Genomic DNA, 25,694 nt, shown 5'->3' on the forward strand with positions numbered 1-25,694 from the left:
GGGCAGGCAGGAGGGCTACTCCAGATGCGCATACCATTCCTTTCAGCCTTGCGGCGGGACTATGCGCTGCAACCCCTGCTGGCCGATGATGGCGCGCTGGCTGCCAATCTTCATGCGGAAGGTTTCAGTCGGCCATGGACGGATGAGGAATTTACCGCCCTGCTGCGGCAAGAGACTGTCTTTGGCTTTGCCGCACGCCAAGTGGGAAAGGGTGCGCAGGCGCCCGTTGGGCTGGTGCTGGCACGGCTGGCGGCAGGTGAGGCTGAAATCCTGACCATTGTGGTGGCGCGCGCTCACCGTGGTTTCGGGCTGGGCTGGCAATTGATGGATGCGGTGTTGCGTGAGCTTCATACACGCCGCGCCGATGCGCTGTTTCTTGAGGTAGATGAAACCAACCCGCCGGCTCTGGCGCTTTATCGGCGGCTTGGTTTTCTGGAAGTGGGCAAGCGCCCCAATTATTATCAGTCGACTGAAAAAGGCCCGACCGGGGCGCTGGTCATGCGCCGCGACCTGCGCTGAGGGTGTTGAAAACAGATGGCGGCCCGCTTCAGGATTGTTCTGGCATCAAGCTACGCGCTGGCTGCGACGCTGCTGCTGGTGCCGCTGCAGGTCATTTCCATGAAAACCGGGCTGTGGCGTGAGACTTTTATCCTCAAAATCTGGCATCGCGCTATTTTGCGGGCGCTTGGCATTCGGGTGCGAGTGACAGGCGCGCCTGTGCAAAACCGGCCCTTGCTGATTGCTGCCAATCATATTTCATGGACCGATATTCCGGCTTTAGGCGCCATTGCCGATGTCTGCTTCATCGCCAAGGCCGATATGCAGGGCTGGCCGCTGGTGGGGTTTTTATCCAGCCTGCAGCGCACGGTCTATGTCGAGCGCGAGCAGCGCCGCAAATCCGGTGATCAGGCAGGCGAGATCGCAAAACGGCTGGTCAAGGGACAGGCCATGGTTTTGTTTGCCGAAGGCACGACCGGCGATGGCAATCTGCTGCTGCCGTTCAAGAGCACGCTGTTTGGCGCCGCCACCATGGCGGTTGCAGAAGGGGTTGTGGACGAGGTTGCCATCCAGCCGGTGGCCATTGCCTATACGCGCTTGCATGGAATGCCGCTTGGCCGTCGCTTTCGCCCGCTGGTGAGTTGGATCGGCGATCAGGATCTTGGCCCCCACGCAAGGTTGCTGCTGGAAACGGGAGCACTGGATGTGGAAATCTCGTTTGGCGAGCCGGTCATGTTCAGGGCCGGTGACAATCGCAAACAGATTGCCAGGCAGGTGGAGGAGCGGGTGGAGGCACTGTTTTTTGCCAGTCTGCATCTGCCCTTGAGTAAAGCCATGGATTAAGCCTCATTTTGCTGGTAGAAGCCCGGAAATGGAACATATAGCGACCGCAACCACCGAAAAAGACATGCCGAAGAAAGTTTTTGTAAAAACCTATGGCTGTCAGATGAATGTCTATGATTCACAGCGCATGACCGATGCGCTGGTTGCCGATGGCTATGTGGCGACTGAAACCATTGAAGACGCTGATCTGGTGCTGCTCAATACCTGCCATATTCGCGAAAAAGCTGCTGAAAAAGTCTATTCTGAACTTGGCCGTATTCGCGACATGAAGCTTGAGCGCCAAAGTGCTGGTGGCGAACTGGTCATTGGTGTCACCGGCTGTGTTGCGCAGGCGGAAGGCAATGAAATTCTGCGCCGCGCCCCGGCCGTTGATCTGGTTGTTGGTCCGCAGACCTATCACCGTTTGCCCGATGTCTTGAAGAAAGTGCGCACGGGTAAAAAGGTCGTTGAGACGGAATATGCCATTGAAGATAAATTCGAGCGCCTGCCGCGCTTGCGGCGCACGGATGTGGCAAAGCGTGGTGTGACAGCTTTTCTGACCGTTCAGGAAGGCTGCGACAAATTCTGTACCTTTTGCGTGGTGCCCTATACGCGCGGTTCGGAAGTCTCGCGATCGGTTGCCCAGATCGTGGCCGAGGCTGAACGGCTGGCCGATGCGGGGGTGCGTGAGGTCACGTTGTTGGGTCAGAACGTTAATGCCTGGCATGGTGAAGGCCCGGACGGTTCCGAATGGGGGCTTGGGCAATTGCTGTTTCGGCTGGCGGAAATTCCGGGCCTTGCCCGTTTGCGCTACACCACCAGCCATCCGCGCGATATGGATGATGCCCTCATTGCCGCCCATCGCGATCTGGACGCCTTGATGCCTTATCTGCATCTGCCGGTGCAGTCGGGTTCCGACCGCATTTTGAAGGCGATGAACCGGCGTCACACGGCTGCCGATTATCTGCGCCTGATCGAGAAAATCCGCCATGCCCGCGAAGATATTGCCCTGTCGGGCGATTTTATTGTCGGCTTCCCCGGTGAGACAAAGGCCGATTTTGAAGCGACAATGCAGATTGTGCGTGATGTTTCTTACGCATCGGCCTTCTCGTTCAAATATTCGCCACGCCCCGGCACTCCCGGCGCGACCATGGATGGCCATGTCGATGAGCAGGTCAAGAATGAGAGATTGCAACAGGTTCAGGCGCTTTTGAACGAACAGCAGCAGGCCTTCACCACCTCCATGATCGGGCGTACCCTATCGACACTGATTGAAAAGCCTGGCCGCCAGCCGGGGCAGAAGGTTGGGCGCTCACCCTGGTTGCAGCCGGTGATTGTTGATGAAAAAGTCACTGAAATCGGTGACATTATTGACGTGCGAATCACGAAAACTGGTTTCAACAGCCTGTTTGCCGAACCGGTCTGATGGCCAAAGACCCTCTTGACCCGGCACGGGCAGATCTGGAGAGACGGTTGAGCACAACCGAGATAGTGAATTCAGACCCTGAGGGGACGCTCTCTGACGGTCCATCCCGCGACGACCCAGTGGGGGCGTCAGACATGGCGCATATCGTTTTGACATTCGATAATAACCAGCTTGCGCGAGCGCTTTACGGCCAGTTCGATGAGAATCTGGCGCGTCTGGAGCAGAAGCTGGGTGTCGATATACGCTCACGCAGCAATCAGGTCACCATTCGTGGTCCGGCACTGGCGACCGAGCAGGCGCGCCGGGCGCTGGACAGCCTCTATGAGATTCTTCAAAAAGGCGCCGAGATCAACCAGTCGGATGTTGACGGGGCGGTGCGCATGGTCATGGTGGCCGATGATCAGCTTGTCTTGCCCACACTGGAGCGCAAAGGCGAGCGCAAAGGCAAGGTTTCTGCTGCACAGATTGCCACGCGCAAGAAGACGATTTACGCCCGTTCGCTCAATCAGGACGCCTATATGCGGGCGCTGGAGCGCTCTGAACTGGTGTTTGGCGTGGGGCCGGCAGGCACCGGCAAGACCTATCTGGCTGTGGCCTATGCCGCCATGCTGCTGGAGCGCGGCATGGTCGAGCGCATCATCCTGTCGCGTCCGGCGGTGGAGGCAGGCGAGCGGCTGGGCTTCTTGCCGGGCGATATGAAGGAAAAGGTCGATCCTTACCTGCGTCCGCTTTATGACGCGCTTTACGACATGATGCCCGGCGACAAGGTTGAGCGGGCCATTACCGCTGGTGTGATCGAGATTGCGCCGCTGGCCTTCATGCGCGGGCGCACACTTGCCCATTCTGCGGTTATTCTTGATGAGGCGCAAAACACCACTTCCATGCAGATGAAGATGTTTTTGACCCGTCTTGGTGAAAATTCGCGCATGATCGTGACCGGCGATCCAAGCCAGATCGACCTGCCGCCCAATACGAAATCCGGGCTTGTGGAGGCGCTGCGGGTTTTGGATGGAGTTTCTGGGGTGGTGACGGTGCGCTTTAACGATGCCGATGTCGTGCGCCATCCGCTGGTGGCCGAAATCGTCAGGGCCTATGATCGCGACGGCATGGTCGCGCGCGGGCTGGAGGGCTGACGGCCCGCCATGTTTGAAGATCGGGCCATGTCTGAAAATAATTGTGAGGCGCTGCCTGTTGAAATCGATCTGCTGGTCGAAGCTGGTGACTGGCCGCCTGAAGAAAAACTGCTGCTGCTGGTGAAACAGGCTGTGGGAGCGGTGCTGGCTCAGTTGCAGCCGGGCTGGCGCGGGCGCAGCGAATTGAGCGTGGTGTTTTGTGATGATACCCACATTCGTGAATTGAATGCCGGTTGGCGCGGCAAGGACAAGCCCACCAATGTTTTGTCTTTTCCAGCTTTTGAAGGGCAGGCTGGTGTTCAGCCCCCGATGCTGGGCGACATTGTTTTGGCTTTTGAGACGATTGCTTGCGAGGCAGAGCAGGAAAACAAACCGTTTCAAAATCATCTGAGCCATCTTCTGGTTCATGGTTTTCTGCATCTTCTTGGCTATGACCATGAGACGGATGAAGAGGCAAAAGAGATGGAAGATGTCGAGCGCAAAGTGCTGGCAAGACTTGCCATTCCCGATCCTTATGCATAATTACATTGAAAACCTGACCGGACGGCCATGAACGATACGCCCCATACTGCCCATGATCATGAGGCAGGCCCTTCTCGGGATGTGCCCGAGAATTCTGACGAGGATCCGAGTAGGAGTATCGCCAGCGGCGCTGCGCAAGCTGATGCCGCGCCAATTGGTCCGGGCTTTTTCCAGAAACTGATTTCACTGCTCAAGCCTAAAAACGGCGGCAATCTGCGCGAGGAAATCGTGGATGCGCTGGCCGAGACACATACGGAAGCCGAAGGGTTTTCGCCCGGTGAAAGGGCGATGCTCAACAATATATTGCGGCTGCGCGAGGTTCGCGTTGAAGATGTCATGGTGCCGCGCGCCGATATTGAAGCCGTCGAGAGCGGCACCACCTTGGCTGAACTTCTGTCTGTGTTTGAACAGTCCGGTCATTCGCGCATGCCGGTCTATTTCGAGACGCTGGATGATCCGCGCGGCATGGTTCATATCCGCGATCTGCTTGGCTATATCACCCGCAGCGCCCGCGGCAAGAAACGGCGCAGCACGCGCAAGCCAGCGCCTCCCGAGCCGCTTGATCTGGCCCAGGTCGATCTGACCCGCACCATTGCCGAACTCAACCTCATGCGTCCCGTATTGTTTGTGCCCCCCTCCATGCTGGCCTCCGATCTTATGGGACGCATGCAGGCCGCCCGTATTCAGATGGCGCTGGTCATTGATGAATATGGCGGCACTGACGGGCTGGCCTCATTGGAGGATATTGTGGAAATGGTCGTCGGCGATATTGAAGACGAGCATGATGATGAGGCCCCGCTGATAACAAAGGCGGGTGAGGGGGTGCTGGTCGTCGATGGCAAGGCCGAGATTGAAGAGGTTCAGGCCATGGTTGGCGAGGATTTTGCCCCCGGCGAGCATGGCGAATCGGTCGATACGATTGGCGGCATGATTTTCAATACGCTGGGCCGTGTGCCAGCGCGTGGTGAAGTGGTGCAGGCCATACCGGGTTTTGAATTCCATGTGCTTGATGCCGACCCGCGCCGCATCAAGCGTGTGCGGATCGTGCAGCTTGCCAAGGGCGAACGCCGCAAGCGTGTGGTTCGTGCCGAACAATCCTGATATGGGTCCCGTTTTGGGGGCTGATGCCGTAACTTGTCTTGCGATTCGAATTGATCGGAAGGGTCCATGCAACGCCTTGCCGACCAGATAGTGCTGCTTTGGGGATGGCGGCGGGCGCTGGTCGCCTTCCTTGCCGGAGCTTTTGCAACTTTAGCTCTGGCTCCTTATGATTTTATAGCGGCCTGCTTTGTCTCTTTTCCTGTGCTTGTCTGGTTGCTGGATGGCGCAACCGGCGATGGTGCGGGCAGCCGGTTCGGTCCGTTGAAGCCAGCCTTTGCAATCGGCTGGTGGTTTGGCTTCGGTTATTTTCTGGGCGGCCTGTGGTGGATCGGGACCGCACTTCTGGTTGAAGCTGAAAATTTTGCCTGGGCATTGCCCTTCGCCATGGTTGGCATTCCGCTGCTGCTGGCCTTTTTCTATGGGCTGGCCACAGCATTTGCCCGTCTCCTGTGGAGCAGCGGCATTGGCCGGGTCGTGGCGCTTGCACTCGGTTTTGGTCTTGCAGAAGGGCTGCGCGGCTTTGTCTTGACCGGCTTTCCATGGAACGCCATCGGCTATGCAGCCATGCCCATACCTCTTTTAATGCAAAGCGTTTCCGTTGTGGGCATGGAGGGCATGAACATGCTTGCCGTGCTTGCCTTTGCGCTGCCTGCTGTCATCATTGATCATTCAAGCCGACGCTTTGGCGGGGTGCTGCTTGCTGTTTTGGTGAGTGCGCATTTAGGCTTTGGCTACTACCAGCTTACGCAAGCTCGACCGCAGACCAATGATTTTATTGGCGTGCGTATTGTTCAGCCCAATATCGATTTGAGCGAGAAGTGGGACGGGCAGGTGCGCGAGCGTATCTTTGCCTCGCTGCTTGAATTGTCGTCACGAGCGCCTGCGGCAGGTGAAGAAAAACCGCAACTGATTATCTGGCCCGAAACCTCTGTGCCGTTTTTGTTTACCGATCGTCCCGACGCTTTATCGGCAATTGGCCAAATGCTGGAGGAAGGGCAATTGCTGATTGCGGGGGCTGTGCGTGAAGAGGCGGCAGCAGGGCAGGCCGGGCGGCCGCGCTATTACAATTCGGTGATCGCCATTGATGATCGTGGCGAAATCGTTGATGCCGTCGACAAGGTGCATCTGGTGCCGTTTGGTGAATATATTCCGTTCGCCGATTTGTTTGCGTCCTTTGGCGTGGAACAGCTTGTTGCGGGGCCGATGAATTTCGAGGCAGGAGCTTTTCGCAAGAATATTGCGCTGCCCAATGGTACAAAAATTACACCCTTCATCTGCTATGAGGTCATATTTCCGGCACTGGTAGCCCATGATTCAAATGCTGCCGCCCTGATGGTCAATGTGACCAATGATGCGTGGTTTGGAAACACTGCCGGCCCTTACCAGCATTTCCGGCAGGCGCAGATCCGCAGCGTTGAAAACGGCAAGCCGTTGTTGCGGGCTGCCAATACCGGCATTTCAGGCGTGATTGAGCAGCGTGGCGAGGTGGTTGATGCCTTGGCTGTGAATATGGCAGGCATCATTGATGCGCGCCTGCCCCTTTACCATATGGAAACCATAAATGATCGCGCCCGTCGTATAATTGGCGTAATTTTATGGTTCGTGCTTGCGGTGGCCATGGTTGTCGTGAATGTAAGGCGTGGCCTACGAATGAGTTGATATTCATATATTCAGAATTTGCATTGCATAAGATACATTATATAAAAACGGGGATTTCATAATAGGTTTCCGTGCTTTGCAGGTCTTATGATAGGCTGGCATAATAATAATGACTGCGATCGGGATTGGAGGAATGCCGAAGAAATTTCGGCGAAAAAAGAATGGCGCAACAACCCAAGAAGACACCGAATCCCATCGATGCACATGTTGGCGGACGCATCCGAATGCGACGCAACATGCTGGGTATGAGCCAGGAAAAGCTGGGCGACGGGCTTGGCATTACCTTCCAGCAGATTCAGAAATATGAAAAAGGCACCAACCGCGTTGGCGCCAGCCGTTTGCAGGCCATTGCCTCACTTCTGGAAGTGCCTCCAGCGTTTTTCTTTGAAAATGCCCCGAACAGCGAAGACACATCCGCCAGTGGTCTGGCTGAAGATTCATCCATGACCTCAATGATGGATTTTTATTCCAGCACGGAAGGCATTCAGCTCAACCGTGCCTTCGTCAAGATCGGTGACCCCAAAGTGCGCCGCCGTATTCTGGAACTTGTCAAATCCCTGGCTGACGACGAGGGCAGTGCATAAGCAGGCTTTCAAGCCTTGCGGTAAAAGGTCCGCTTACCAAATTCCCGACCATAGCTTGACGAGCAGCGCGCTGCACCGCTAACACTTTGCGCGCTGTATCCATGCTATGCCGGGGGGGAAAAACTCCGGTATTTCCAGAGGGGACATCCCGTGAGCCGCCAGAACTATCTTTTTACTTCGGAATCCGTTTCCGAAGGGCATCCTGATAAGGTTTGTGACCGTATATCCGATGAAATTGTCGATCTCGTTTATCGCGAGGCGAAAAAAAGCGGCATGGACCCGTGGAAGGTGCGAGTTGCCTGTGAAACACTGGCGACCACCAATCGGGTCGTTATTGCCGGTGAAGTGCGGGTTCCTGATTCGCTTCTGAAAAAGGACAAGCAGGGCCATATTCTAAACGACGCTTCTGGCCATGCGCTGATCAATCCGACAAAATTTCGTGCCGCTGCACGCAAGGCGATCAAGGCTATCGGCTATGAGCAGGACGGGTTCCACTGGAAAACAGTGAAGATCGATGTCTTGTTGCATGGCCAGTCGCCTGACATTGGTCAAGGTGTTGATAATGCTGCCGACCGCCAGGGTGAGGAAGGTGCGGGCGATCAGGGTATCATGTTTGGCTATGCCTGCCGCGAAACGCCCGATCTGATGCCGGCGCCGGTCTATTACAGTCATAAAATACTCGAATTGCTGGCCGCAGCCCGTCACAAGGGCGAGGGCGATGTGGGACAACTTGGTCCCGATGCCAAAAGCCAGGTCACTGTCCGCTACGAGAATGGCCAGGCCACCGAGGCGACGCAGATCGTTCTTTCAACCCAGCACCTTGATGAAAGCTGGGATTCGACCAAGGTGCGCCAGGTTGTGGAGCCTTATATTCACGAGGCGCTGGATGGATTGAAAATTGCCGATGATTGCAACTGGTACATCAATCCGACCGGCAAATTTGTTGTCGGCGGACCCGATGGTGATACGGGCCTTACCGGGCGCAAAATTATTGTCGATACCTATGGCGGGGCCGCCCTTCATGGTGGCGGGGCTTTTTCGGGCAAGGATACCACCAAGGTGGATCGCTCTGCCGCCTATGCTGCGCGCTATCTTGCCAAGAATGTGGTGGCGGCAGATCTGGCGGATCGCTGTACGATCCAGCTTGCTTATGCCATCGGTGTTGCGCAGCCCTTGTCTGTCTATGTGGATCTGCATGGCACCGGCAAGGTTAAGGAAGCGCGTATGGAAGAGGTGCTGCGTCAGGTCATGGACCTGTCGCCGACCGGCATCCGTCAGCATCTTGATCTCAACAAGCCGATCTATGCCCGCACCTCTGCCTATGGTCATTTTGGTCGAAAGCCCGGCCGGGATGGGTCGTTTTCGTGGGAAAAGACTGATTTGGTGAAGGCGCTTAAGCAGGCTGTTTCGAACTGAGTGAGAGTAACTGGTATAATGTCTGTCCCCAAAGCCGGTTTTGGTCGTACCAGCGAAGCCTTTTTCGGGCGGCGCAAGGGCAAACCCTTGCGCGGCAGGCAGGCTGAAGCCCTGACCATGGGGCTTGAAACTCTGGGGCTTGATCTTGCAAATCCTGCACCGGCTGATCTGCGCCTGTTGTTTTCAGTGCCGGTGAAAACTGTACGGCTGGAAATCGGTTTTGGCGGTGGAGAGCATTTGCGGCATGAGGCTGGCTCACATCCTGATGAAGGCTTTATCGGCGTGGAGCCTTTCGTCAACGGCATGGCCAAGATGACTGCTGCGCTGGAGCGTCAGCCGCTTGTCAATCTGCGGCTGTTTGATGACGATGCAACCTTTGTGCTCGACTGGCTGCCTGACGGTTCGCTGGACGGAATAGATTTGTTTTATCCCGATCCCTGGCCCAAAAAGCGGCATTGGAAGCGGCGTTTTGTCAATATGGCCAATCTCGACCGTTTTGCCCGTGTGCTCAAGCCCGGGGCGCGTTTCCGCTTTGCGTCCGATATTGATACCTATGTCAACTGGACCTTGCTGCACTGTCGCGCCCATTCTGCATTTGAATGGCAGGCGCAGGCCGCAACAGACTGGCATCTTGCTTATGAGGGGTGGCCGGGGACCCGCTATGAGGCCAAGGCTGTGCGTGAGGGGCGCCCTCCGGCCTATCTGACGTTTCTGCGTCGCTGAAATCCGGGCTGTCTTGCATGGATGCGGCGCGCTATTGAACCCAATCCATATTTCGTTTATATAGACCTCAAATTCTTGGTCGGTATGACGAAGAGTGGGTCCAGCCGGTCCCGCTCTTTTTTGTTAGATGCTGACCTTCAGATCAGGTAGCACATGTCGTCAAGCGAAATATCCGGTGGGAAACACACCGAGCATGAAGGTGCAGATGATCGTATCATCCGTGAAAGCGGTCTTGATGCGCGCATTGCCGCCATCATCTTGCCGGTGTTGCGCGGCATTGGCTTTCGACTGGTGCGGGTGCGGCTTTCCGGCCAGAACGGGCTGACGCTTCAGATCATGGCCGAGCGTAATGATGGCACCATGACGGTTGAAGATTGCGAAGAGGTCAGCCTTGCCGTCTCTCCCGCACTTGATGTCGACGATCCCATCGAAAAGGCCTATCATCTGGAAGTGTCGTCGCCGGGGATTGACCGGCCATTGGTGCGCAAAAGCGATTTTTCCAGATGGCTTGGTCATCTGGCGAAGGTCGAGACATCAGCTCTTGTTGCCGGGCGCAAGCGTTTCAAAGGCCGGATTACCGAGGCAGATGATGAAAGTGTCGTGATTTTGCGCGATACGTCTGTCGAGGGCGAAGAGGCGGCAATACGCGTGCCTTTTGATGTGATTGCCGAAGCAAGTCTCATCCTTACCGATGATCTCATTCGCGATGCGCTGTCGAGGGACAACCGTGCCCGCAAGGATGCAAAAAAGCATCAGAATGATGCTGACGCGGCGTTTGAAGACGGTGCTGAAGACGAAAACGAACACGAAGCGAATTGAACCGTCGCTAAAGATGCGGCCCGGTTCAGGGAGAAAAACATGGTTGTAAGCGCAAACAGGCTTGAACTGCTTCAGATCGCTGACGCGGTCGCTCGTGAGAAGACGATCGACAAGCAGATCGTTCTCGACGCCATGGCCGATGCGATCCAGAAGGCGGCGCGTTCGCGTTATGGTCAAGAGACCAATATCCGCGCCGACATCAACCCGCAAACGGGCGAGATGAAGTTGCAGCGGCTGATGGAAGTTGTCGAGAGGGTGGAAGATTACGCCACCCAGATCGCGCTTCTGACAGCGCGTGAGCGCAATCCTGATGCCCAGCTTGGCGATTTCATTGCCGAACAGCTTCCGCCGATGGATTTTGGCCGCATTGCCGCCCAGTCGGCCAAGCAGGTCATTGTCCAGAAGGTGCGTGAGGCTGAGCGCGATCGCCAGTATGACGAGTACAAGGACCGCATTGGCGAGATCGTCAATGGCGCGGTCAAGCGGGTTGAATATGGCAATGTCATTGTCGATCTGGGCCGGGGTGAGGGCATTATCCGCCGTGATGAGCTGATTCCGCGCGAAATTTACAAATATGGCGATCGGGTGCGCGCCTATGTCTATGATGTGCGCCGCGAACAGCGGGGTCCGCAGATTTTCCTGTCGCGTACCCATCCGCAATTCATGGCCAAGCTGTTCACCATGGAAGTGCCGGAAATCTATGACGGCATTATAGAGATTAAGTCGGTGGCCCGTGATCCGGGTTCGCGCGCCAAGATTGCCGTCATTTCACGTGATTCGGCCATTGATCCGGTTGGCGCCTGTGTGGGTATGCGCGGTAGCCGCGTTCAGGCGGTGGTCGGCGAGCTTCAGGGCGAAAAGATCGACATTATCCCATGGTCGCCTTCGGCTGCCTCCTTCATCGTCAATGCGTTGCAGCCTGCGGAAGTGGCCAAGGTGGTGCTGGATGAGGATGCCGAGCGTATCGAGGTGGTGGTGCCTGACGATCAGCTTTCGCTGGCCATTGGCCGCCGTGGCCAGAATGTGCGTCTGGCCTCGCAACTGACCGGCTGGGACATCGATATTCTGACCGAGCATGAAGAAAGCGATCGTCGCCAGAAAGAATTTGTGGAACGCTCCGGCCTGTTCATGGAGGCGCTCGACGTTGACGAGATGGTCGGTCAGGTGCTGGCCTCGGAAGGCTTTACCAGCGTTGAAGAAGTTGCCTATGTCGAAAGCGATGAGATTTCGACCATTGACGGTTTCGATGAGGAAACCGCTGCTGAAATCCAGGTGCGCGCCCGTGAATATCTGGAGCGCATCGAGGCCGAGCATGATGCAAAGCGTCAGGAGCTTGGCGTTGAGGATGAGCTTCGTCAGATCCCGGGCATAACCACAGCCATGATGGTCACGCTGGGTGAAGACGGGGTGAAGACGGTTGAGGACTTTGCAGGCTATGCCGCCGACGATCTGGTTGGCTGGCGCGAGCGCAAGGATGGTGAGACCAAGATCTATCCGGGCGTTCTGGCCGATCATGACATTTCCCATGTCGAGGCTGAACAGATGATCATGACAGCACGCCATATGGCTGGCTGGATTTCCGCGGACGACGTTGAGGCCTCTGATGAGGCTGATGCCGATGTCGAAGCGTAATGTGATGGGGATCGGGACAGCACTTGCCGGATATGAACGATCGTACCTGTATCGTTACGAGGAAGACTGCTGAAGCGGATGATCTGATCCGTTTCGTTGTCGGTCCGGATCAGATCGTCGTTCCCGATCTCAAGCGGAATTTACCCGGCCGTGGTTGCTGGGTGAGCGCTGATCGCCTACATGTAGATCAGGCGGCGGCAAAAAATCTGTTTTCACGAGGTTTTAGGGCCAGGGTTGACGTCCCGCCGGAATTGGGAGCGCTGGTTGATCGGCTGCTTGCCCGTTCTGTTCTGGGAATGCTGGGGCTTGCCCGCAAGGCCGGTGCAGTTGTTTTTGGCGCAACCAAGGTGGAAGACGCTGTGCGCAACGGCACAGCCCTTCTGGTGCTTCATGCCGAGGAAGCTGCCGATGATGGCATTCGCAAGATCAGCCAGGCACGGCGCGCGACAGTGCATTTGGGCGGCCCGGCAGTGCGCGCCTATAAACTTTTCCCCGAAGCAGAATTGGGTTTGGCATTAGGGGGCACAAATGTGATACATGCAGCCGTTCTCGCGTCCGACGCGGGTGCTGCGGTTCAGAAGCGCATGGTTGCGCTCGACCGTTACCGGGGCGGATCCCCGGACGATCTGGCGATGCTTGCGGCGCTCGCCAGCCAGGATGATGCCGCAGAGGATTGGGAATGAGCGATACGAAAGACGACAAGACTTTGAGCGTGACACCGAAGAAGACGCTGACGCTGAAGCGCTCGGGACTGGAGCAGGGAACTGTGCGCCAGAACTTCTCGCATGGGCGCAGCAAGTCGGTCGTTGTCGAAACCAAGAAGCGCAGGTTCAATATTCCCGGTGAAAAGCCGGAGCCTTCCGTGTTTGCGCCAAAGCCTGCTGAACCTGCACCGGCATCGGCTGCACCAGTTGCACCTGCGCCTGCGCCAGTGGCAGCAACACCTGCACCGGTGACACCGGCTCGGGTTGAGCCACCGCCCGCAGCGCCGGTTGCATCTGCAGAACCAGCGCCTGCATCAACACCCGCACCAGCGCCTGCGCCTGCGCCCGCAGAACCGGCACCCGTGGCATCTGCCGAGCCTGCACCAAAACCTGCTGCGCCAGCAGCCGTTGCACCCGCAACGCCTGCACCCGCAACGCCTGCACCGGCTGCATCTGCTGCGCGCGGAGCGTCAAGACAGCCGCGCTCGCCGGGACCGGCACAGCGCTCCGCGCCAAGGCCGGGTCGCATGGTGTTGAACGAATTGTCGCGCGATGAGATGGAAGCCCGCCGTCGTGCGCTTGAAGGCGCGCAGTCGCGTGAGATGGAAGATCGTGCCCGCGCTGCCGAGGAGGCCCGCCGCCGTGCGGCTGAAGAAGAACTGCGCAAGCGCGAGCGTGAAGAATCTGCACGCCGCCAGGCTGAAGAAGAGGCGCGCCTTCAGGCTGAAGCTGAAGCACGCCGTCGTTCTGAAGAAGAAGCGCGTCGTCGTGCTCCGGCTGCTTCTGCTGCCGGTGAGGATGGGGACGAGGCAAGAACAGCCAGACGCAGTGGAGGTGCTGCAGGCATTCCGTCGCGCCGTATTGCGACGCCGGAGCCTGCACGTCCGACCCGCACCAGGGGCGACGAGACGCGCCGTCGTGGCAAGCTGACCCTGACCAGTGCGCTGTCTTCGGAAGATGGTGATTCCCGCGCCCGTTCGCTTTCTGCGATGCGTCGGCGTCAGGAAAAGTTCAAGCGGGCCATGCATCAGGAGCCGCGCGAAAAGGTCATGCGTGAAGTTACCCTGCCGGAAACCATCACTATTCAGGAACTGGCGCAGCGCATGTCTGAACGTGCTGTGGATGTCGTGAAGTTCTTCATGAAGCAGGGCCAGATGATGAAGCCCGGCGATATTATTGACGCCGACACGGCTGAACTGGTGGCCACCGAATTTGGTCATACCGTCAAGCGTGTGGCTGAGGCCGATATTGAAGAAGGTCTCTTTGATATTGCCGACAATCCTGAAGATCTGGTCTCCCGCCCGCCGGTCGTGACCATTATGGGTCATGTCGACCACGGCAAGACCTCACTGCTTGATGCAATCCGTCAGGCCAGGGTGCAGACAGGTGAAGCCGGTGGCATCACCCAGCATATCGGCGCCTATCAGGTGGAAAAGGATGGTCAGGAGATCACCTTCATCGATACGCCCGGTCACGCCGCCTTTACGGCGATGCGTGCGCGTGGTGCGCAGGCAACCGATATCGCCATTCTGGTGGTGGCTGCCGATGACAGCGTCATGCCGCAGACCATCGAATCCATCAGCCATGCCAAGGCAGCCAATGTGCCGATCATTGTGGCGATCAACAAGATCGACAAGCCGACTGCCGATCCGCAAAAGGTACGCACCCAGCTTCTCCAGCATGAGGTGTTCGTCGAATCCATGGGCGGTGAGGTGCTGGACGTTGAGGTTTCGGCCAAGACGGGTGCTGGTCTTGACAAGCTGCTTGAGGCGATCCTGCTGCAGGCTGAAATTCTTGACCTGAAGTCCAACCCCGACCGCACCTCCGAAGGTGTGGTGATCGAAGCACAGCTTGACAGGGGCCGTGGCCCGGTTGCCACGGTTCTGGTGCAGACCGGAACCTTGATGCCTGGTGATATTCTTGTCGCCGGTAATGAGTGGGGACGGGTGCGTGCTCTGGTCAATGATGTTGGCGCGCAGGTGGAAGAGGCTGGCCCCTCCATGCCGGTTGAAATTCTGGGCATGCAGGGCACACCGCGTGCCGGTGACCGCTTTGCCGTGGTCAATAATGAGGCCCGGGCCCGTGAAATCACTGAATATCGCCAGCGCGTGGCGCGTGACAAGGCGGCTGCAAAACATGCCGGTCAGCGTGGCTCGCTGGAGCAGATGATGACGCAGATGCAGACCAGTAATCTCAAGGAGTTCCCGCTGGTCATCAAGGGTGACGTGTCCGGTTCTGTCGAGGCGATCAATGTTGCGCTCGACGAGCTTGGCACTGACGAGGTGCGGGTGCGTATCGTGCATTCGGCTGCCGGTGGTATTACCGAGACCGACGTGTCTTTGGCTGAAACGTCCGGCGCAGTCATTATCGGCTTTAACGTGCGCGCCAATGTGCAGGCCCGTCAGGCTGCCGAGGCGGCTGGCATCGAGATCCGGTATTACAATGTGATCTACAGCCTGATTGACGACATCAAGGATGCCATGTCGGGCATGCTCTCGCCGGAGCGTCGCGAAACCTTCCTTGGCAATGCCGAAATCCTTGAGGTGTTCAACATCACCAAGGTGGGCAAGATCGCCGGTTGCCGCGTCAGCGAGGGCCGGGTCGAGCGTGGGGCAGGCGTGCGCCTGATCCGCGATGATGTGGTCATCCATGAAGGCACGCTCAAGACACTGAAGCGCTTCAAGGACGAAGTGCCTGAGGTTCCAGCAGGTCAGGAATGCGGTATGGCGTTCCAGAACTACGAAAACATTCAGGCAGGCGACATCATCGAATGTTTCCGCGTGGAGATGGTGGCGCGCAGCCTGTAAGCGGCTACCATAAAGACTTGGTGAATGGCGGCCTTCTTTTCTGGCCGCCATTCTTTTTGCAGTTTCAGGCAGGGTTCGGTCCAATTCCGGCCTTGCATGTTGAAGGTTAAAAAATATGTCCAATATTGGCAAAGGCCCCTCGCAACGCATGTTGCGTGTTGGTGAACAGGTGCGTCATGCGCTGGCCCAATTGCTTCAGCGTGATGAAATTCGCGATGATCTTGTCGAGACAACGGTGATTTCGGTCTCGGAGGTGCGCATGTCACCCGATCTGAAGATCGCCAATGTTTTTGTCGCCCCGCTTGGCGCAAAGGATGATGATGCGGTGGTGGCTGCATTAAACAGACATGCGCGCTTTATTCGCGGGCGTGTGTCGCCAGCACTCAAGCAGATGAAATATATGCCCGAATTCCGGTTTCGGCTGGATACCAGTTACGACAATTTCCAGAAGATCAATGAACTTCTCCATTCGCCGGAGGTTGCGCGTGATCTTGCTCAAGACGATGAGGATCAAGAATAGTGGCGCGCCGGGGCAAGAAAAAAGGCAGGCCGGTTTCCGGCTGGGTGGTGCTGGACAAGCCGGTGGGGCTTGGCTCGACCGAGGCTGTTTCCAAGGTCAAATGGCTGTTTCAGGCAGAAAAGGCCGGTCATGCGGGAACGCTTGACCCGCTGGCTTCGGGCATGTTGCCGATTGCGCTGGGTGAGGCGACCAAGACCGTTCCCTATGTTCAGGATGGCGCAAAAATCTACCGTTTTACCGTGGCGTGGGGCGAGGAGCGCTCCACCGATGATCTTGAAGGCCCGGTCACCAAAACTTCCAAAAAACGGCCTTCGCAAGAGGATGTGCAGGCGCTGTTGCCTCAATATACCGGCGTCATCCTGCAAATCCCGCCGCAGTTTTCAGCCATCAAGATTGCCGGTGAGCGTGCCTATGATATGGCGCGTGAGGGAGCCGTGGTGGATATTCCGCCGCGTGAGGTGGAGATCGGGCGTCTCGATATCATCTCTCATGAAGCAGACAAAACCCTGTTTGAGATCGAATGCGGCAAAGGCACTTATGTGCGCTCGCTTGCCCGCGATATGGGGCGTGATCTGGGCTGTTATGGCCATATCGCCAATTTGCGTCGCACCGAAGTCTATCCTTTCACCGCAGATGATCTGGTTACGCTGGCAGAACTGGAGGCAGCCATTCCGCCGCCACCTGAAGAAGGCGAGGAACGGGCGCCCGGCGTTCGTTTTGCCGCCATCGATCAGCTTGTGGTTGAGACGCTGGCGGCTCTTGAAAGCCTGCCGCAGGTGCCGGTTGGCGATGATGCAGCCCATCGTATCCGGCTGGGCAATCCGGTTGTCATTCGCGGACGTGATGCGCCGGTAGAGGCAGATGAGGCCTGCATTACAGCGCGTGGCCAGCTTGTTGCCATTGGCGCCATTGAACAGGGCATGTTCAAACCCAAGCGTGTTTTTACAAATTGAGCCGTTCTTGAACTGATGGCTTAGAGCATCGGACCGAAAAGTGGAATCGATTTTCGGATTATTCCGATGCTTATTCAAAGTGTTAGAGCGTCCTTTGTGCGTCCGATTGGACGCAGGGCGCTCTAAGCAGCTAAACTTGCCGCATTCTGTGCGGTAAGCGAGAGGCAAGCATGGCAAAGTCAGGCAAGGGGCGACATCGGCGGGGCAGACAGCACATCCCGGTTGGCGCACCGCCCGGAACGCTGATCGCTGATCCTTTGGCACATCCCACACATCTGCGCCTGACGCTGATTGCTCCTGACCGCCATCACAGCATCGATCACGCCACCATGGCTGACATTGTCGGCAATCGGGACAAATGGCCGGTGATCTGGCTCGATTGCGCAGGACTTGCCGATGTTGCCCTGATTGAAGAGATTGGCCGTCAGTTTGGCCTGCATCCGCTTGCGCTGGAAGATGTGGTCAATTCCGGCCAGCGGCCAAAGGTGGAGTTTTTTGATGATTATGTTTTTGTAGCGCTGCGCGTGCCCGATCAGGCCAGCCTCTTACATTATGAGCAGATTTCGATCTTTTTCGGTGAGAAATTCGTCATTACGTTTCAGGATCAGCCCGGTGATCCTTTCGATCCGATCCGCCGCCATGTTGCAACTGAAGGGCCAAACCGGTTGCGCGAACGCAAGGCAGATTATCTGGCCTATGCGCTGATCGATGCGGTGGTGGACAGCTATTTTACACCGATTGAAATGCTCAGCGATAAGATTGAAAAGGTTGAGGAAAGCATTCTTGATGGCACGCATAAAAAACCGATGCAGGACTTGCATGGCTTGCGCCGTGAAATAATGGGCCTGAAAGGTATTTTATGGCCATTGCGTGATGCGCTGGCGGCACTTATCCGCAATGATGATCCATTCGTGATGCGTGAGACAAAGATATTCCTCAACGATACGCTGGATCATGCCATGCGGATGATTGAACTGGTGGAGATCCAGCGCGACACCCTGACCGGGTTGATCGAGGTTCATCTTTCGCTGGCGCAGGCGCGCACCAATGATGTGATTTCTCTGCTGACCATTGTTTCGACCATTTTCATTCCGCTGACTTTTCTGGTCGGGGTCTGGGGAATGAATTTCGATCCTGATCTGTCGCCGTGGAACATGCCCGAACTGCGCAGTTATTATGGCTATCCGGCCGCATTGCTGTTCATGATCAGTATTGCGGCTGCGCTGTTTGGCCTTTTCAAATGGAAAAAGTGGCTTTAGAGCATTTCTTGTTTTCCCGGTAGCGGATGAAATGCTCTAAACTCTTGCTTTAATCGCATTTGTGCAACGTCAGATGATTCCATCTGACTGCAAAATGCTCTAATCCATAGGGTTTGCAGGTCAGCCATGCGCATTCCGTGCTGGCTTTTTGTTGCAGATTACACTATATGCGCGACTGTATCGTGGATTTTGCCGCGATCTTTCATGGCCTTTGCTGGACGACATCCCGGCTTCAGGCGTCCCGTTTCCTCCAACATATAAGGAAAAACACGATGTCGATTACTGCCGAACGCAAAAAGGAATTGATGGCGCAGTTTGCAACTGTTGCAGGCGATACCGGTTCTCCGGAAGTGCAGGTTGCCATCCTCACCGAGCGTATCAAGAACCTGACCGAGCACTTCAAGGACCACAAGAAGGATAACCATTCCCGCCGTGGTCTTCTGGCGCTCGTGTCGCAGCGCCGCAGCCTCCTTGACTATCTCAAGGGCAAGAATGAGGCGCGCTACCAGACGCTTATCGCAAAGCTCGAACTGCGTCGCTGACTATCTGACCGGCGGATGTCTTTTGATAAAGGCATCCGCCGGTCGTGCATCCGGGCTGTGTATTGGCCCGCAGGTTCCATGGCAAAAAAGGTTGCCGGAACCGCTCCGTGGACGGTCATGGGGCAGGATTGCAGGATGCTCTGCCGGTATTGATGGCCGGATATTTTTTAAAGAGCCTCCCGTTGTCTTGCCCGTGGCTGACCGAAACAAGCTGAAAGGGTGTGGAGCGTATCGCAAAAAGCGATAGCGGTCTGACCCGATATGAAGGACAATTCATGTTCAACCAACATAAAGTTGAAATCGAATGGGGCGGTCGTCCGCTCATTCTGGAAACCGGCAAGATCGCCCGTCAGGCTGACGGTGCTGTTCTGGCCACCTATGGCGAGACCATGGTTTTAGCCACTGTCGTTTCGGCAAAAGAACCGAAGCCCGGCTTTGATTTCTTTCCGCTGACCGTTAATTATCAGGAAAAAACCTATGCTGCGGGCAAGATCCCCGGCGGTTATTTCAAGCGCGAAGGCCGCCCGAGCGAGAAGGAGACGCTGGTTTCGCGTCTGATCGACCGCCCGATCCGCCCGCTTTTTGCCGATGGCTACAAGAATGATACGCAAGTTGTCGTCACCGTCGTGCAGCATGACCTTGAAAACGATCCCGACATTTTGTCGATCGTCGCCACTTCGGCTGCACTGACGCTTTCCGGTGTGCCTTTCATGGGGCCCATCGGCGGGGCGCGCGTTGGCTATATCAACGGCGAATATGTGCTCAACCCGCATCTCGACGAAATGCCGGAATCAAAGCTCGACCTGGTTGTTGCCGGAACCTCCGAAGCCGTTCTGATGGTCGAATCGGAAGCTCAGGAACTGCCCGAAGATATCATGCTGGGTGCTGTCGTCTTCGGCCAGAAGGCTTTCCAGCCGGTGATCGAGGCGATCATCAAGCTGGCTGAAGTTGCCGCCAAGGAGCCGCGTGAGCATCAGACTGCTGATCTGTCAGCGCTTGAAGCTGAAATTCTCGCCATTGCCGAGACGGATCTGCGCGAGGCCTACAAGATCACCGACAAGCAGGTGCGCTATGTGGCGCTTGATGCCGCCAAGGCCAAGGTCAAGGCAGCATTCACGCCCGCGGAAGGCGAAGAGGCCAAGTGGGCTTCCGAGCAGGTGGCTTCGGTGTTTAAAGATCTTCAGGCCAAGATCGTGCGCTGGAACATTCTTGATACCGGCTCGCGTATTGATGGCCGCGACCTGAAAACGGTTCGTTCCATCGTCTCTGAAGTCGGCCTCCTGCCGCGCACCCATGGTTCGGCCCTGTTCACCCGCGGTGAGACACAGGCCATTGTGGTTGCTACGCTGGGCACCGGCGAAGATGAACAATATGTCGATGCACTGACCGGCATGTACAAGGAGACCTTCCTCCTTCACTACAATTTCCCGCCCTATTCGGTGGGTGAAACCGGCCGTATGGGGTCGCCCGGTCGTCGTGAAATCGGCCATGGCAAGCTTGCCTGGCGCGCCATTCGCCCGATGCTGCCATCTGCCGAGCAGTTTCCCTACACGCTGCGCGTTGTCTCCGAGATCACCGAGTCCAACGGCTCGTCCTCGATGGCAACCGTGTGCGGCACCTCGCTGGCGCTGATGGATGCAGGCGTTCCCCTGCAAAAGCCGGTTGCCGGTATTGCCATGGGCCTCATCAAGGAAGAAGAGCGCTATGCGGTTCTGTCCGACATTTTGGGTGATGAAGATCACCTTGGCGACATGGACTTCAAGGTGGCAGGAACCGATAGTGGCATTACCTCCTTGCAGATGGACATCAAGATTGATGGCATCACCGAAGAGATCATGCAGATCGCGCTTGATCAGGCCAGGGACGGCCGCCTCCATATTCTGGGTGAAATGAGCAAGGCGCTTTCTGAAAGCCGTGGTCAGTTGGGCGAGTTTGCGCCGCGCATCGAGGTGATGACCATACCGACCGACAAGATCCGCGACGTGATCGGCTCCGGCGGCAAGGTCATCCGCGAAATCGTGGAAAAGACCGGCGCCAAGATCAACATCGAAGATGATGGCACGGTCAAGATCGCTTCGTCGAGCGCCAAGGAAATCGAAGCGGCCAAGAAGTGGATCCACACCATCGTGGCCGAGCCGGAAGTGGGCGAAATTTACGAAGGCACCGTGGTCAAGACGGCTGACTTTGGTGCATTCGTCAATTTCTTCGGTCCGCGTGACGGTCTTGTCCATATCTCGCAGCTTTCCGACCAGCGCGTTGCCAAGACCACCGATGTGGTCAAGGAAGGCGACAAGGTCTGGGTCAAGCTGATGGGCTTTGACGAGCGCGGCAAGGTGCGCCTGTCAATGAAAGTTGTCGATCAGGCAACCGGCAAGGAGCAGCCGAAGGAAGCCAAGGCCGAAGGCGCTGACGCCTGATTTTTCCTGAATTTTTCAAAGATGAAACGGGCGCAGTTTAAATCTGCGCCCGTTTTCTTTTGGCATTTATGCGACGCCAGATGGTGCCATCTGGCTGCAAAATGCTTTATCAGCCAGCTATGATGTCAGATTCTTTGAAAACTTTGTTCTATCCCTTTGAAACAGGTGCGCTGGATGTGCCCGGTGCCGCCAGTTCTGTGCTGTTTCTGGGCGCTGTTCCGGGCTTTCGGCTGCCGCAAGGCTTTGGCGCTGATCTGCATTGCGTGCAGGGGTTTCGTCCGCAATTCAATGCGCTGCATCTGGCCCGGCACAAGGTGACACCACAGGTGCAAGGCGAAGGTTACGCCATGGCGCTGGTGCTGGCTGGCCGACATCGCGGCCAGAATGAGCTATGGATTGCACAGGCGCTGGAGCAAGTTATTCCCGGCGGCACCATCATTGTGGCGGGACTTAAGGAAAACGGCATTGCCTCGCTGCGCAAGCGCATGGCCGGGTTGATACCGCTGGTGGACGCCCTGCCGAAATATCATGGCATTGTTTTCTGGCTGCATCGGCCTGCCACGCTGGAGGTTGCAGAAAAATTGCGGGCCAATAATCCGTCTGTAGTGGTTGAAAGCCGATTTCACACGACGCCCGGCATGTTTTCCTTTGACAGGGTTGATGCAGGTTCGCGCCTGCTGGTTGAAAATCTGCCTGTGGGTATTTCTGGCGATATTGCTGATTTCTGTGCCGGTTGGGGTTTTCTGGCAGCCCATGTTGCGGAGCGGGCCACCAGCATCAACCTGCTTGATCTTTATGAGGCGGATTTTGAGGCGCTGGAGGCGGCGCGGCGCAATGTGCCGCAAGCGTCCCGCTTCTTTTGGCAGGATTTGACCACTGAACCGGTGGAACAGCGCTATGACTGGATCGTCATGAACCCGCCTTTTCATCAGGGCAGGGCGGCAGAACCGGATATTGGCAAGCGCTTGATAGAAGTCGCTGCCAAAGCACTCAAGCAGGGAGGACGGCTGCTAATGGTGGCAAACCGGCAACTGCCCTATGAGGCCGTGCTTTCTGGCGCTTTTGTCTCATCGCAGGAAATTGGCGGCGATAATCGCTTCAAGCTGTTTCTGGCGCGGAAATAAAAATGCCGGATCTTATATCCGGCATTTTAGAGCATTTTGCAGCCAGATGACTATATCTGGCGTCGCACAAATGCGGCTAAAACAAGAGCTTAGAGCATCGCCTTAAAAAAGTTGCAGATATATCAGTCCTTGTCGTCCATCTGTTTCAATTCATCCAGCGTCGGCATTGAAACGATGTGATAGCCCGAATCGACATAGTGGATCTCGCCGGTAACACCAGACGACATGTCGGACAGCAGATAAAGCGCTGAATTGCCAATTTCGTCCAGATTGACGGTGCGGCGCAGCGGCGCGTTGCGGCTCTGATAATTGAACATATAGCGCGCATCGGCAATGCCGGCGCCCGCAAGAGTGCGCACCGGACCTGCCGAAATGCCGTTAACCCGGATGCCGCGTGGTCCATAATCATTGGCCAGATAGCGGACACTGGCCTCAAGCCCGGCCTTGGCCACGCCCATGACATTGTAATTGGGCATGACGCGCACGGAGCCGGCATAGGTCAGGGTCAGCAAAGAGCCGCCTTCATTCATCAGGGCAGCGGCATGGCGGGCAATTTCGGTGAAGGAATAGCAGGAGATCACCATGGTGCGCACAAAATTTTCGCGCGTGGTGTCGGCATAAAGGCCTTTTAGCTCATTCTTGTCAGAAAAGCCGATGGCATGAACGACGAAATCCAGCCCACCCCATTTTTCCTTCAGCGTGTCGAAAGTAGCGGCAATTGATGCGCTGTCTTCGACATCGCAAGGAATGAGCAGCGAAGCGCCAATCTGCTCGGCCAGCGGCTTGACGCGGCGACCGAAAGCCTCACCCTGATAGGTGAAGGCCAGTTCAGCCCCTTGTGCAGCCAATTGGCGTGCAATGCCCCAGGCGATGGAGTGGTCATTGGCAACACCCATGACAAGCCCGCGCTTGCCTTTCATCAATGAGTTCATTCCGGGACCCTTTATGCAGTGTGGCGCTGGAAAACCAGTGTCGCGTTGGTGCCGCCAAAGCCGAAGGAATTGGACAGCGCAATGTCGATCTTTGCGTCATCAATGCGCTTGCGCACGACTGGCATATTTTCAAATTCCGGGTCGAGTTCGGCAATATGCGCACTTTCACCGATGAAATTGCCCTGCATCTGCAGGATCGAATAGATCGATTCCTGCACGCCTGCAGCGCCCAGCGAATGGCCGGTGAGCGATTTGGTGGAGGCGATATGAGGCATGTGTTCGCCAAACACTTCGCGGATTGCGCTCATTTCCTTGCTGTCGCCAACTGGTGTCGAGGTGCCGTGAGTGTTGATGTAATCGACCTTGCCCTCCACATTGGCAAGCGCCTGGCGCATGCAGCGGACAGCGCCTTCGCCGGAGGGGGCGACCATGTCGTAGCCGTCTGAGGTTGCGCCATAACCGACAATCTCGGCATAGATTTTAGCGCCGCGCGCCCTGGCGTGTTCCAGCTCTTCAAGAACCAGAACCCCTGCGCCACCGGCAATGACAAAACCGTCGCGGGTGATGTCATAGGCGCGTGAGGCGGTTGCTGGTGTGTCATTATATTTGGAGGACATGGCGCCCATGGCGTCAAACAGGTTCGACATCGACCATTCAAGATCTTCATGACCACCGGCAAAGATCATATCCTGTTTGCCCCATTGGATCAGCTCCGTGGCATTGCCGATGCAATGTGCCGAAGTGGAGCAGGCCGACGAGATCGAATAGTTGACGCCGTGAATCTTGAACCAGGTGGCAAGCGTGGCCGATGCGGTTGACGACATGGCCTTTGGCACCGCAAAGGGGCCAATGCGCTTGGGCGAGGTGTTTTTTAAGGTAATTTCAGCAGCTTCTACAAGGGTGCGTGTGGACGGCCCGCCTGAACCCATGATGATGCCGGTGCGCTCATTGGTGATGTCGCTCTGTTCCAGCCCGGCATCGGCAATGGCCTGCTCCATGGCGACATGGTTCCATGCGCCGCCACGTGACAGAAAGCGCATGGCGCGCCGGTCCACCAGTTCGGTCGGGTCAAGTGTGGGCGCGCCCCATACCTGCGAGCGGAAGCCGTGTTCGGCAAAGGAATCGGAAAAGCTGATGCCTGATCTGGCATTGCGAAGGGATGCGGTCACTTCATCAGCATTGTTGCCGATGGAAGATACAATACCCAGGCCGGTGACAACGACACGTCTCATGAGTGCTCCTTCATGGTGGCGCAATCTGTTTGTTGCAACAGATCAGGCAACCTCTTCCTTGAACAGGCCGACTCTCAGGTCGGTGGCCTTATAGATAGTTTCTCCATCGGCCTTCATCCAGCCGTCGGCAATGCCCAGCACCAGACGACCGCGCATGACGCGCTTGAAGTCGATGCCATATTCCACTTTCTTGACCGAAGGCGTGACCATGCCGGTAAATTTGACCTCGCCGGTGGAAAGGGCGCGGCCCTTGCCAGACTCACCCAGCCAGCCGAGAAAGAAGCCGGTCAATTGCCACATGGCGTCAAGGCCGAGACAGCCGGGCATGACCGGGTCGCCGATGAAATGACAGGGAAAAAACCACAGGTCACGGTGGATGTCGAGTTCAGCACGGATATAGCCCTTGCCGGAATCGCCGCCCGTTTCACTGATTTGGGTGATGCGATCAAACATCAGCATGGGCGGATAGGGAAGCTGGGCATTGCCCGGCCCGAACATTTCGCCGCGGGCGCAGCTTAGCAGGTCTTCATAATCATAGCTGGATTTTTGTTCGGCCATTCAATGCGCTCCCCGTTCAGGTCGAGCGGCACTCCGCTCTATTGTTTGTGTAACACAGTCCGTTTCAGGCCGGAAAGCGTAGTTTACCTTGTTTTATCGAGAAATGGCTCTAACGCGGCCCTTTGCCGGGGTCAATGCGTGCTGTTGCATGGAGGCGCTATTGATCGCCAGAGCAGGACGCAATATATCATATGGTAGCCATGCGTGGCTGAATGTCCTTGTTTTGTCGGGATCACAATGTTTAAAGCAGGCAAAACGGGGTTTGAAACAAGCGAATCAGGCAGCAAGGCAGCCTGGAGCAGCTAGAGTAT

Annotated in this window: 23 protein-coding genes; 20 read left to right on the forward strand and 3 right to left on the reverse strand. The window is 56.6% G+C overall.

Going from position 1 to position 25,694, the window contains the following annotated elements; translation table 11 throughout:
* The first annotated feature begins 24 nt into the window (after positions 1–24).
* The 20 genes from ACFPLB_RS03785 to ACFPLB_RS03880 all read left to right on the forward strand — a co-directional run bounded on the left by ACFPLB_RS03785 (position 25) and on the right by ACFPLB_RS03880 (position 22,661).
* Positions 25–519 carry a GNAT family N-acetyltransferase gene (locus ACFPLB_RS03785; protein ID WP_378227945.1) on the forward strand — a complete coding sequence of 165 codons (495 nt, stop codon included), beginning with the start codon at positions 25–27 and terminating at the stop codon, positions 517–519.
* Positions 520–534: 15 nt separating this feature from the next.
* The gene (olsA, locus tag ACFPLB_RS03790; RefSeq protein WP_378227946.1) at positions 535–1,341 is read left to right on the forward strand and encodes a lyso-ornithine lipid O-acyltransferase; all 807 of its coding nucleotides are present in this window, start codon (positions 535–537) and stop codon (positions 1,339–1,341) included.
* 28 nt (positions 1,342–1,369) lie between these two features.
* On the forward strand, positions 1,370–2,746 hold the full coding sequence (miaB, locus tag ACFPLB_RS03795) for a tRNA (N6-isopentenyl adenosine(37)-C2)-methylthiotransferase MiaB (RefSeq protein ID WP_378227947.1): 1,377 nt from the start codon (positions 1,370–1,372) through the stop codon (positions 2,744–2,746).
* 134 nt (positions 2,747–2,880) lie between these two features.
* Entirely contained in the window at positions 2,881–3,879 is a 999-nt protein-coding gene (locus ACFPLB_RS03800; protein WP_378227948.1) for a PhoH family protein, read from the forward strand.
* A gap of 27 nt (positions 3,880–3,906) precedes the next feature.
* Positions 3,907–4,401 carry an rRNA maturation RNase YbeY gene (gene ybeY / locus ACFPLB_RS03805; RefSeq protein WP_378227949.1) on the forward strand — a complete coding sequence of 165 codons (495 nt, stop codon included), beginning with the start codon at positions 3,907–3,909 and terminating at the stop codon, positions 4,399–4,401.
* Positions 4,402–4,428: 27 nt separating this feature from the next.
* A complete protein-coding gene (locus ACFPLB_RS03810) occupies positions 4,429–5,502 on the forward strand; it encodes a hemolysin family protein (RefSeq protein ID WP_378227950.1) in 1,074 nt (357 codons plus the stop codon).
* A 66-nt stretch (positions 5,503–5,568) separates the two neighbouring features.
* Positions 5,569–7,161, forward strand: coding sequence for an apolipoprotein N-acyltransferase (gene lnt / locus ACFPLB_RS03815; protein ID WP_378227952.1), 1,593 nt, complete (start codon positions 5,569–5,571; stop codon positions 7,159–7,161).
* A 161-nt stretch (positions 7,162–7,322) separates the two neighbouring features.
* Complete coding sequence (locus tag ACFPLB_RS03820) at positions 7,323–7,745, forward strand: helix-turn-helix domain-containing protein (RefSeq protein ID WP_378227953.1); 423 nt, start codon at positions 7,323–7,325, stop codon at positions 7,743–7,745.
* Between the two features lie 150 nt (positions 7,746–7,895).
* Complete coding sequence (gene metK, locus ACFPLB_RS03825) at positions 7,896–9,161, forward strand: methionine adenosyltransferase (RefSeq protein WP_378227954.1); 1,266 nt, start codon at positions 7,896–7,898, stop codon at positions 9,159–9,161.
* A gap of 18 nt (positions 9,162–9,179) precedes the next feature.
* Positions 9,180–9,884, forward strand: a complete 705-nt coding sequence (gene trmB / locus ACFPLB_RS03830; RefSeq protein ID WP_378227955.1) for a tRNA (guanine(46)-N(7))-methyltransferase TrmB — start codon at positions 9,180–9,182, stop codon at positions 9,882–9,884.
* A 153-nt stretch (positions 9,885–10,037) separates the two neighbouring features.
* Positions 10,038–10,703, forward strand: a complete 666-nt coding sequence (gene rimP, locus ACFPLB_RS03835) for a ribosome maturation factor RimP (protein WP_378227956.1) — start codon at positions 10,038–10,040, stop codon at positions 10,701–10,703.
* Between the two features lie 39 nt (positions 10,704–10,742).
* Entirely contained in the window at positions 10,743–12,335 is a 1,593-nt protein-coding gene (gene nusA / locus ACFPLB_RS03840) for a transcription termination factor NusA (RefSeq protein WP_378227957.1), read from the forward strand.
* 32 nt (positions 12,336–12,367) lie between these two features.
* The gene (locus ACFPLB_RS03845; protein ID WP_378227959.1) at positions 12,368–13,018 is read left to right on the forward strand and encodes an RNA-binding protein; all 651 of its coding nucleotides are present in this window, start codon (positions 12,368–12,370) and stop codon (positions 13,016–13,018) included.
* Positions 13,015–15,846 (forward strand): translation initiation factor IF-2, encoded by a 2,832-nt coding sequence (infB, locus tag ACFPLB_RS03850; protein ID WP_378227961.1) that lies wholly within the window; start codon positions 13,015–13,017, stop codon positions 15,844–15,846. The genes ACFPLB_RS03845 and infB overlap by 4 nt, the downstream gene beginning before the upstream one ends.
* 115 nt (positions 15,847–15,961) lie before the next feature.
* Entirely contained in the window at positions 15,962–16,366 is a 405-nt protein-coding gene (gene rbfA, locus ACFPLB_RS03855) for a 30S ribosome-binding factor RbfA (protein ID WP_378227962.1), read from the forward strand.
* The gene (truB, locus tag ACFPLB_RS03860) at positions 16,366–17,319 is read left to right on the forward strand and encodes a tRNA pseudouridine(55) synthase TruB (protein ID WP_378227964.1); all 954 of its coding nucleotides are present in this window, start codon (positions 16,366–16,368) and stop codon (positions 17,317–17,319) included. Before rbfA ends, truB begins: the two co-directional genes overlap by 1 nt.
* Positions 17,320–17,489: 170 nt before the next feature.
* Positions 17,490–18,578 carry a magnesium/cobalt transporter CorA gene (gene corA / locus ACFPLB_RS03865; RefSeq protein ID WP_378227965.1) on the forward strand — a complete coding sequence of 363 codons (1,089 nt, stop codon included), beginning with the start codon at positions 17,490–17,492 and terminating at the stop codon, positions 18,576–18,578.
* Positions 18,579–18,850: 272 nt separating this feature from the next.
* Entirely contained in the window at positions 18,851–19,120 is a 270-nt protein-coding gene (gene rpsO, locus ACFPLB_RS03870; RefSeq protein ID WP_378227967.1) for a 30S ribosomal protein S15, read from the forward strand.
* A 275-nt stretch (positions 19,121–19,395) separates the two neighbouring features.
* Positions 19,396–21,537, forward strand: a complete 2,142-nt coding sequence (pnp, locus tag ACFPLB_RS03875) for a polyribonucleotide nucleotidyltransferase (RefSeq protein ID WP_378227968.1) — start codon at positions 19,396–19,398, stop codon at positions 21,535–21,537.
* A 119-nt stretch (positions 21,538–21,656) separates the two neighbouring features.
* Positions 21,657–22,661, forward strand: a complete 1,005-nt coding sequence (locus ACFPLB_RS03880) for a class I SAM-dependent methyltransferase (protein ID WP_378227970.1) — start codon at positions 21,657–21,659, stop codon at positions 22,659–22,661.
* 122 nt (positions 22,662–22,783) lie between these two features.
* Here ACFPLB_RS03880 and fabI read toward each other — a convergent pair whose 3' ends face one another.
* The 3 genes from fabI to fabA are packed head-to-tail and all read right to left on the reverse strand — an operon-like array spanning position 22,784 to position 25,383.
* Positions 22,784–23,593, reverse strand: a complete 810-nt coding sequence (gene fabI, locus ACFPLB_RS03885) for an enoyl-ACP reductase FabI (RefSeq protein WP_378227972.1) — start codon at positions 23,591–23,593, stop codon at positions 22,784–22,786.
* 11 nt (positions 23,594–23,604) lie between these two features.
* A complete protein-coding gene (gene fabB, locus ACFPLB_RS03890; protein WP_378227973.1) occupies positions 23,605–24,825 on the reverse strand; it encodes a beta-ketoacyl-ACP synthase I in 1,221 nt (406 codons plus the stop codon).
* Positions 24,826–24,867: 42 nt separating this feature from the next.
* Positions 24,868–25,383 carry a 3-hydroxyacyl-[acyl-carrier-protein] dehydratase FabA gene (gene fabA / locus ACFPLB_RS03895; protein WP_378227975.1) on the reverse strand — a complete coding sequence of 172 codons (516 nt, stop codon included), beginning with the start codon at positions 25,381–25,383 and terminating at the stop codon, positions 24,868–24,870.
* Between the last annotated feature and the right edge of the window lie 311 nt (positions 25,384–25,694).

Source organism: Aquamicrobium segne, assembly GCF_042656785.1.
In the GTDB taxonomy this organism is placed as follows: Bacteria; Pseudomonadota; Alphaproteobacteria; order Rhizobiales; family Rhizobiaceae; genus Mesorhizobium; species Mesorhizobium segne.

Bases quoted from the DNA above. Each gene is read 5' to 3' on its own strand.
- ACFPLB_RS03785 (WP_378227945.1), top strand. From the start codon at position 25: ATGCGCATACCATTCCTTTCAGCCTTGCGGCGGGACTATGCGCTGCAA.
- olsA (WP_378227946.1), top strand. From the start codon at position 535: ATGGCGGCCCGCTTCAGGATTGTTCTGGCATCAAGCTACGCGCTGGCT.
- miaB (WP_378227947.1), top strand. From the start codon at position 1,370: ATGGAACATATAGCGACCGCAACCACCGAAAAAGACATGCCGAAGAAA.
- ACFPLB_RS03800 (WP_378227948.1), top strand. From the start codon at position 2,881: ATGGCGCATATCGTTTTGACATTCGATAATAACCAGCTTGCGCGAGCG.
- ybeY (WP_378227949.1), top strand. From the start codon at position 3,907: ATGTCTGAAAATAATTGTGAGGCGCTGCCTGTTGAAATCGATCTGCTG.
- ACFPLB_RS03810 (WP_378227950.1), top strand. From the start codon at position 4,429: ATGAACGATACGCCCCATACTGCCCATGATCATGAGGCAGGCCCTTCT.
- lnt (WP_378227952.1), top strand. From the start codon at position 5,569: ATGCAACGCCTTGCCGACCAGATAGTGCTGCTTTGGGGATGGCGGCGG.
- ACFPLB_RS03820 (WP_378227953.1), top strand. From the start codon at position 7,323: ATGGCGCAACAACCCAAGAAGACACCGAATCCCATCGATGCACATGTT.
- trmB (WP_378227955.1), top strand. From the start codon at position 9,180: ATGTCTGTCCCCAAAGCCGGTTTTGGTCGTACCAGCGAAGCCTTTTTC.
- rimP (WP_378227956.1), top strand. From the start codon at position 10,038: ATGTCGTCAAGCGAAATATCCGGTGGGAAACACACCGAGCATGAAGGT.
- nusA (WP_378227957.1), top strand. From the start codon at position 10,743: ATGGTTGTAAGCGCAAACAGGCTTGAACTGCTTCAGATCGCTGACGCG.
- ACFPLB_RS03845 (WP_378227959.1), top strand. From the start codon at position 12,368: ATGAACGATCGTACCTGTATCGTTACGAGGAAGACTGCTGAAGCGGAT.
- infB (WP_378227961.1), top strand. From the start codon at position 13,015: ATGAGCGATACGAAAGACGACAAGACTTTGAGCGTGACACCGAAGAAG.
- rbfA (WP_378227962.1), top strand. From the start codon at position 15,962: ATGTCCAATATTGGCAAAGGCCCCTCGCAACGCATGTTGCGTGTTGGT.
- corA (WP_378227965.1), top strand. From the start codon at position 17,490: ATGGCAAAGTCAGGCAAGGGGCGACATCGGCGGGGCAGACAGCACATC.
- rpsO (WP_378227967.1), top strand. From the start codon at position 18,851: ATGTCGATTACTGCCGAACGCAAAAAGGAATTGATGGCGCAGTTTGCA.
- pnp (WP_378227968.1), top strand. From the start codon at position 19,396: ATGTTCAACCAACATAAAGTTGAAATCGAATGGGGCGGTCGTCCGCTC.
- ACFPLB_RS03880 (WP_378227970.1), top strand. From the start codon at position 21,657: ATGATGTCAGATTCTTTGAAAACTTTGTTCTATCCCTTTGAAACAGGT.
- fabI (WP_378227972.1), bottom strand. From the start codon at position 23,593: ATGAACTCATTGATGAAAGGCAAGCGCGGGCTTGTCATGGGTGTTGCC.
- fabB (WP_378227973.1), bottom strand. From the start codon at position 24,825: ATGAGACGTGTCGTTGTCACCGGCCTGGGTATTGTATCTTCCATCGGC.
- fabA (WP_378227975.1), bottom strand. From the start codon at position 25,383: ATGGCCGAACAAAAATCCAGCTATGATTATGAAGACCTGCTAAGCTGC.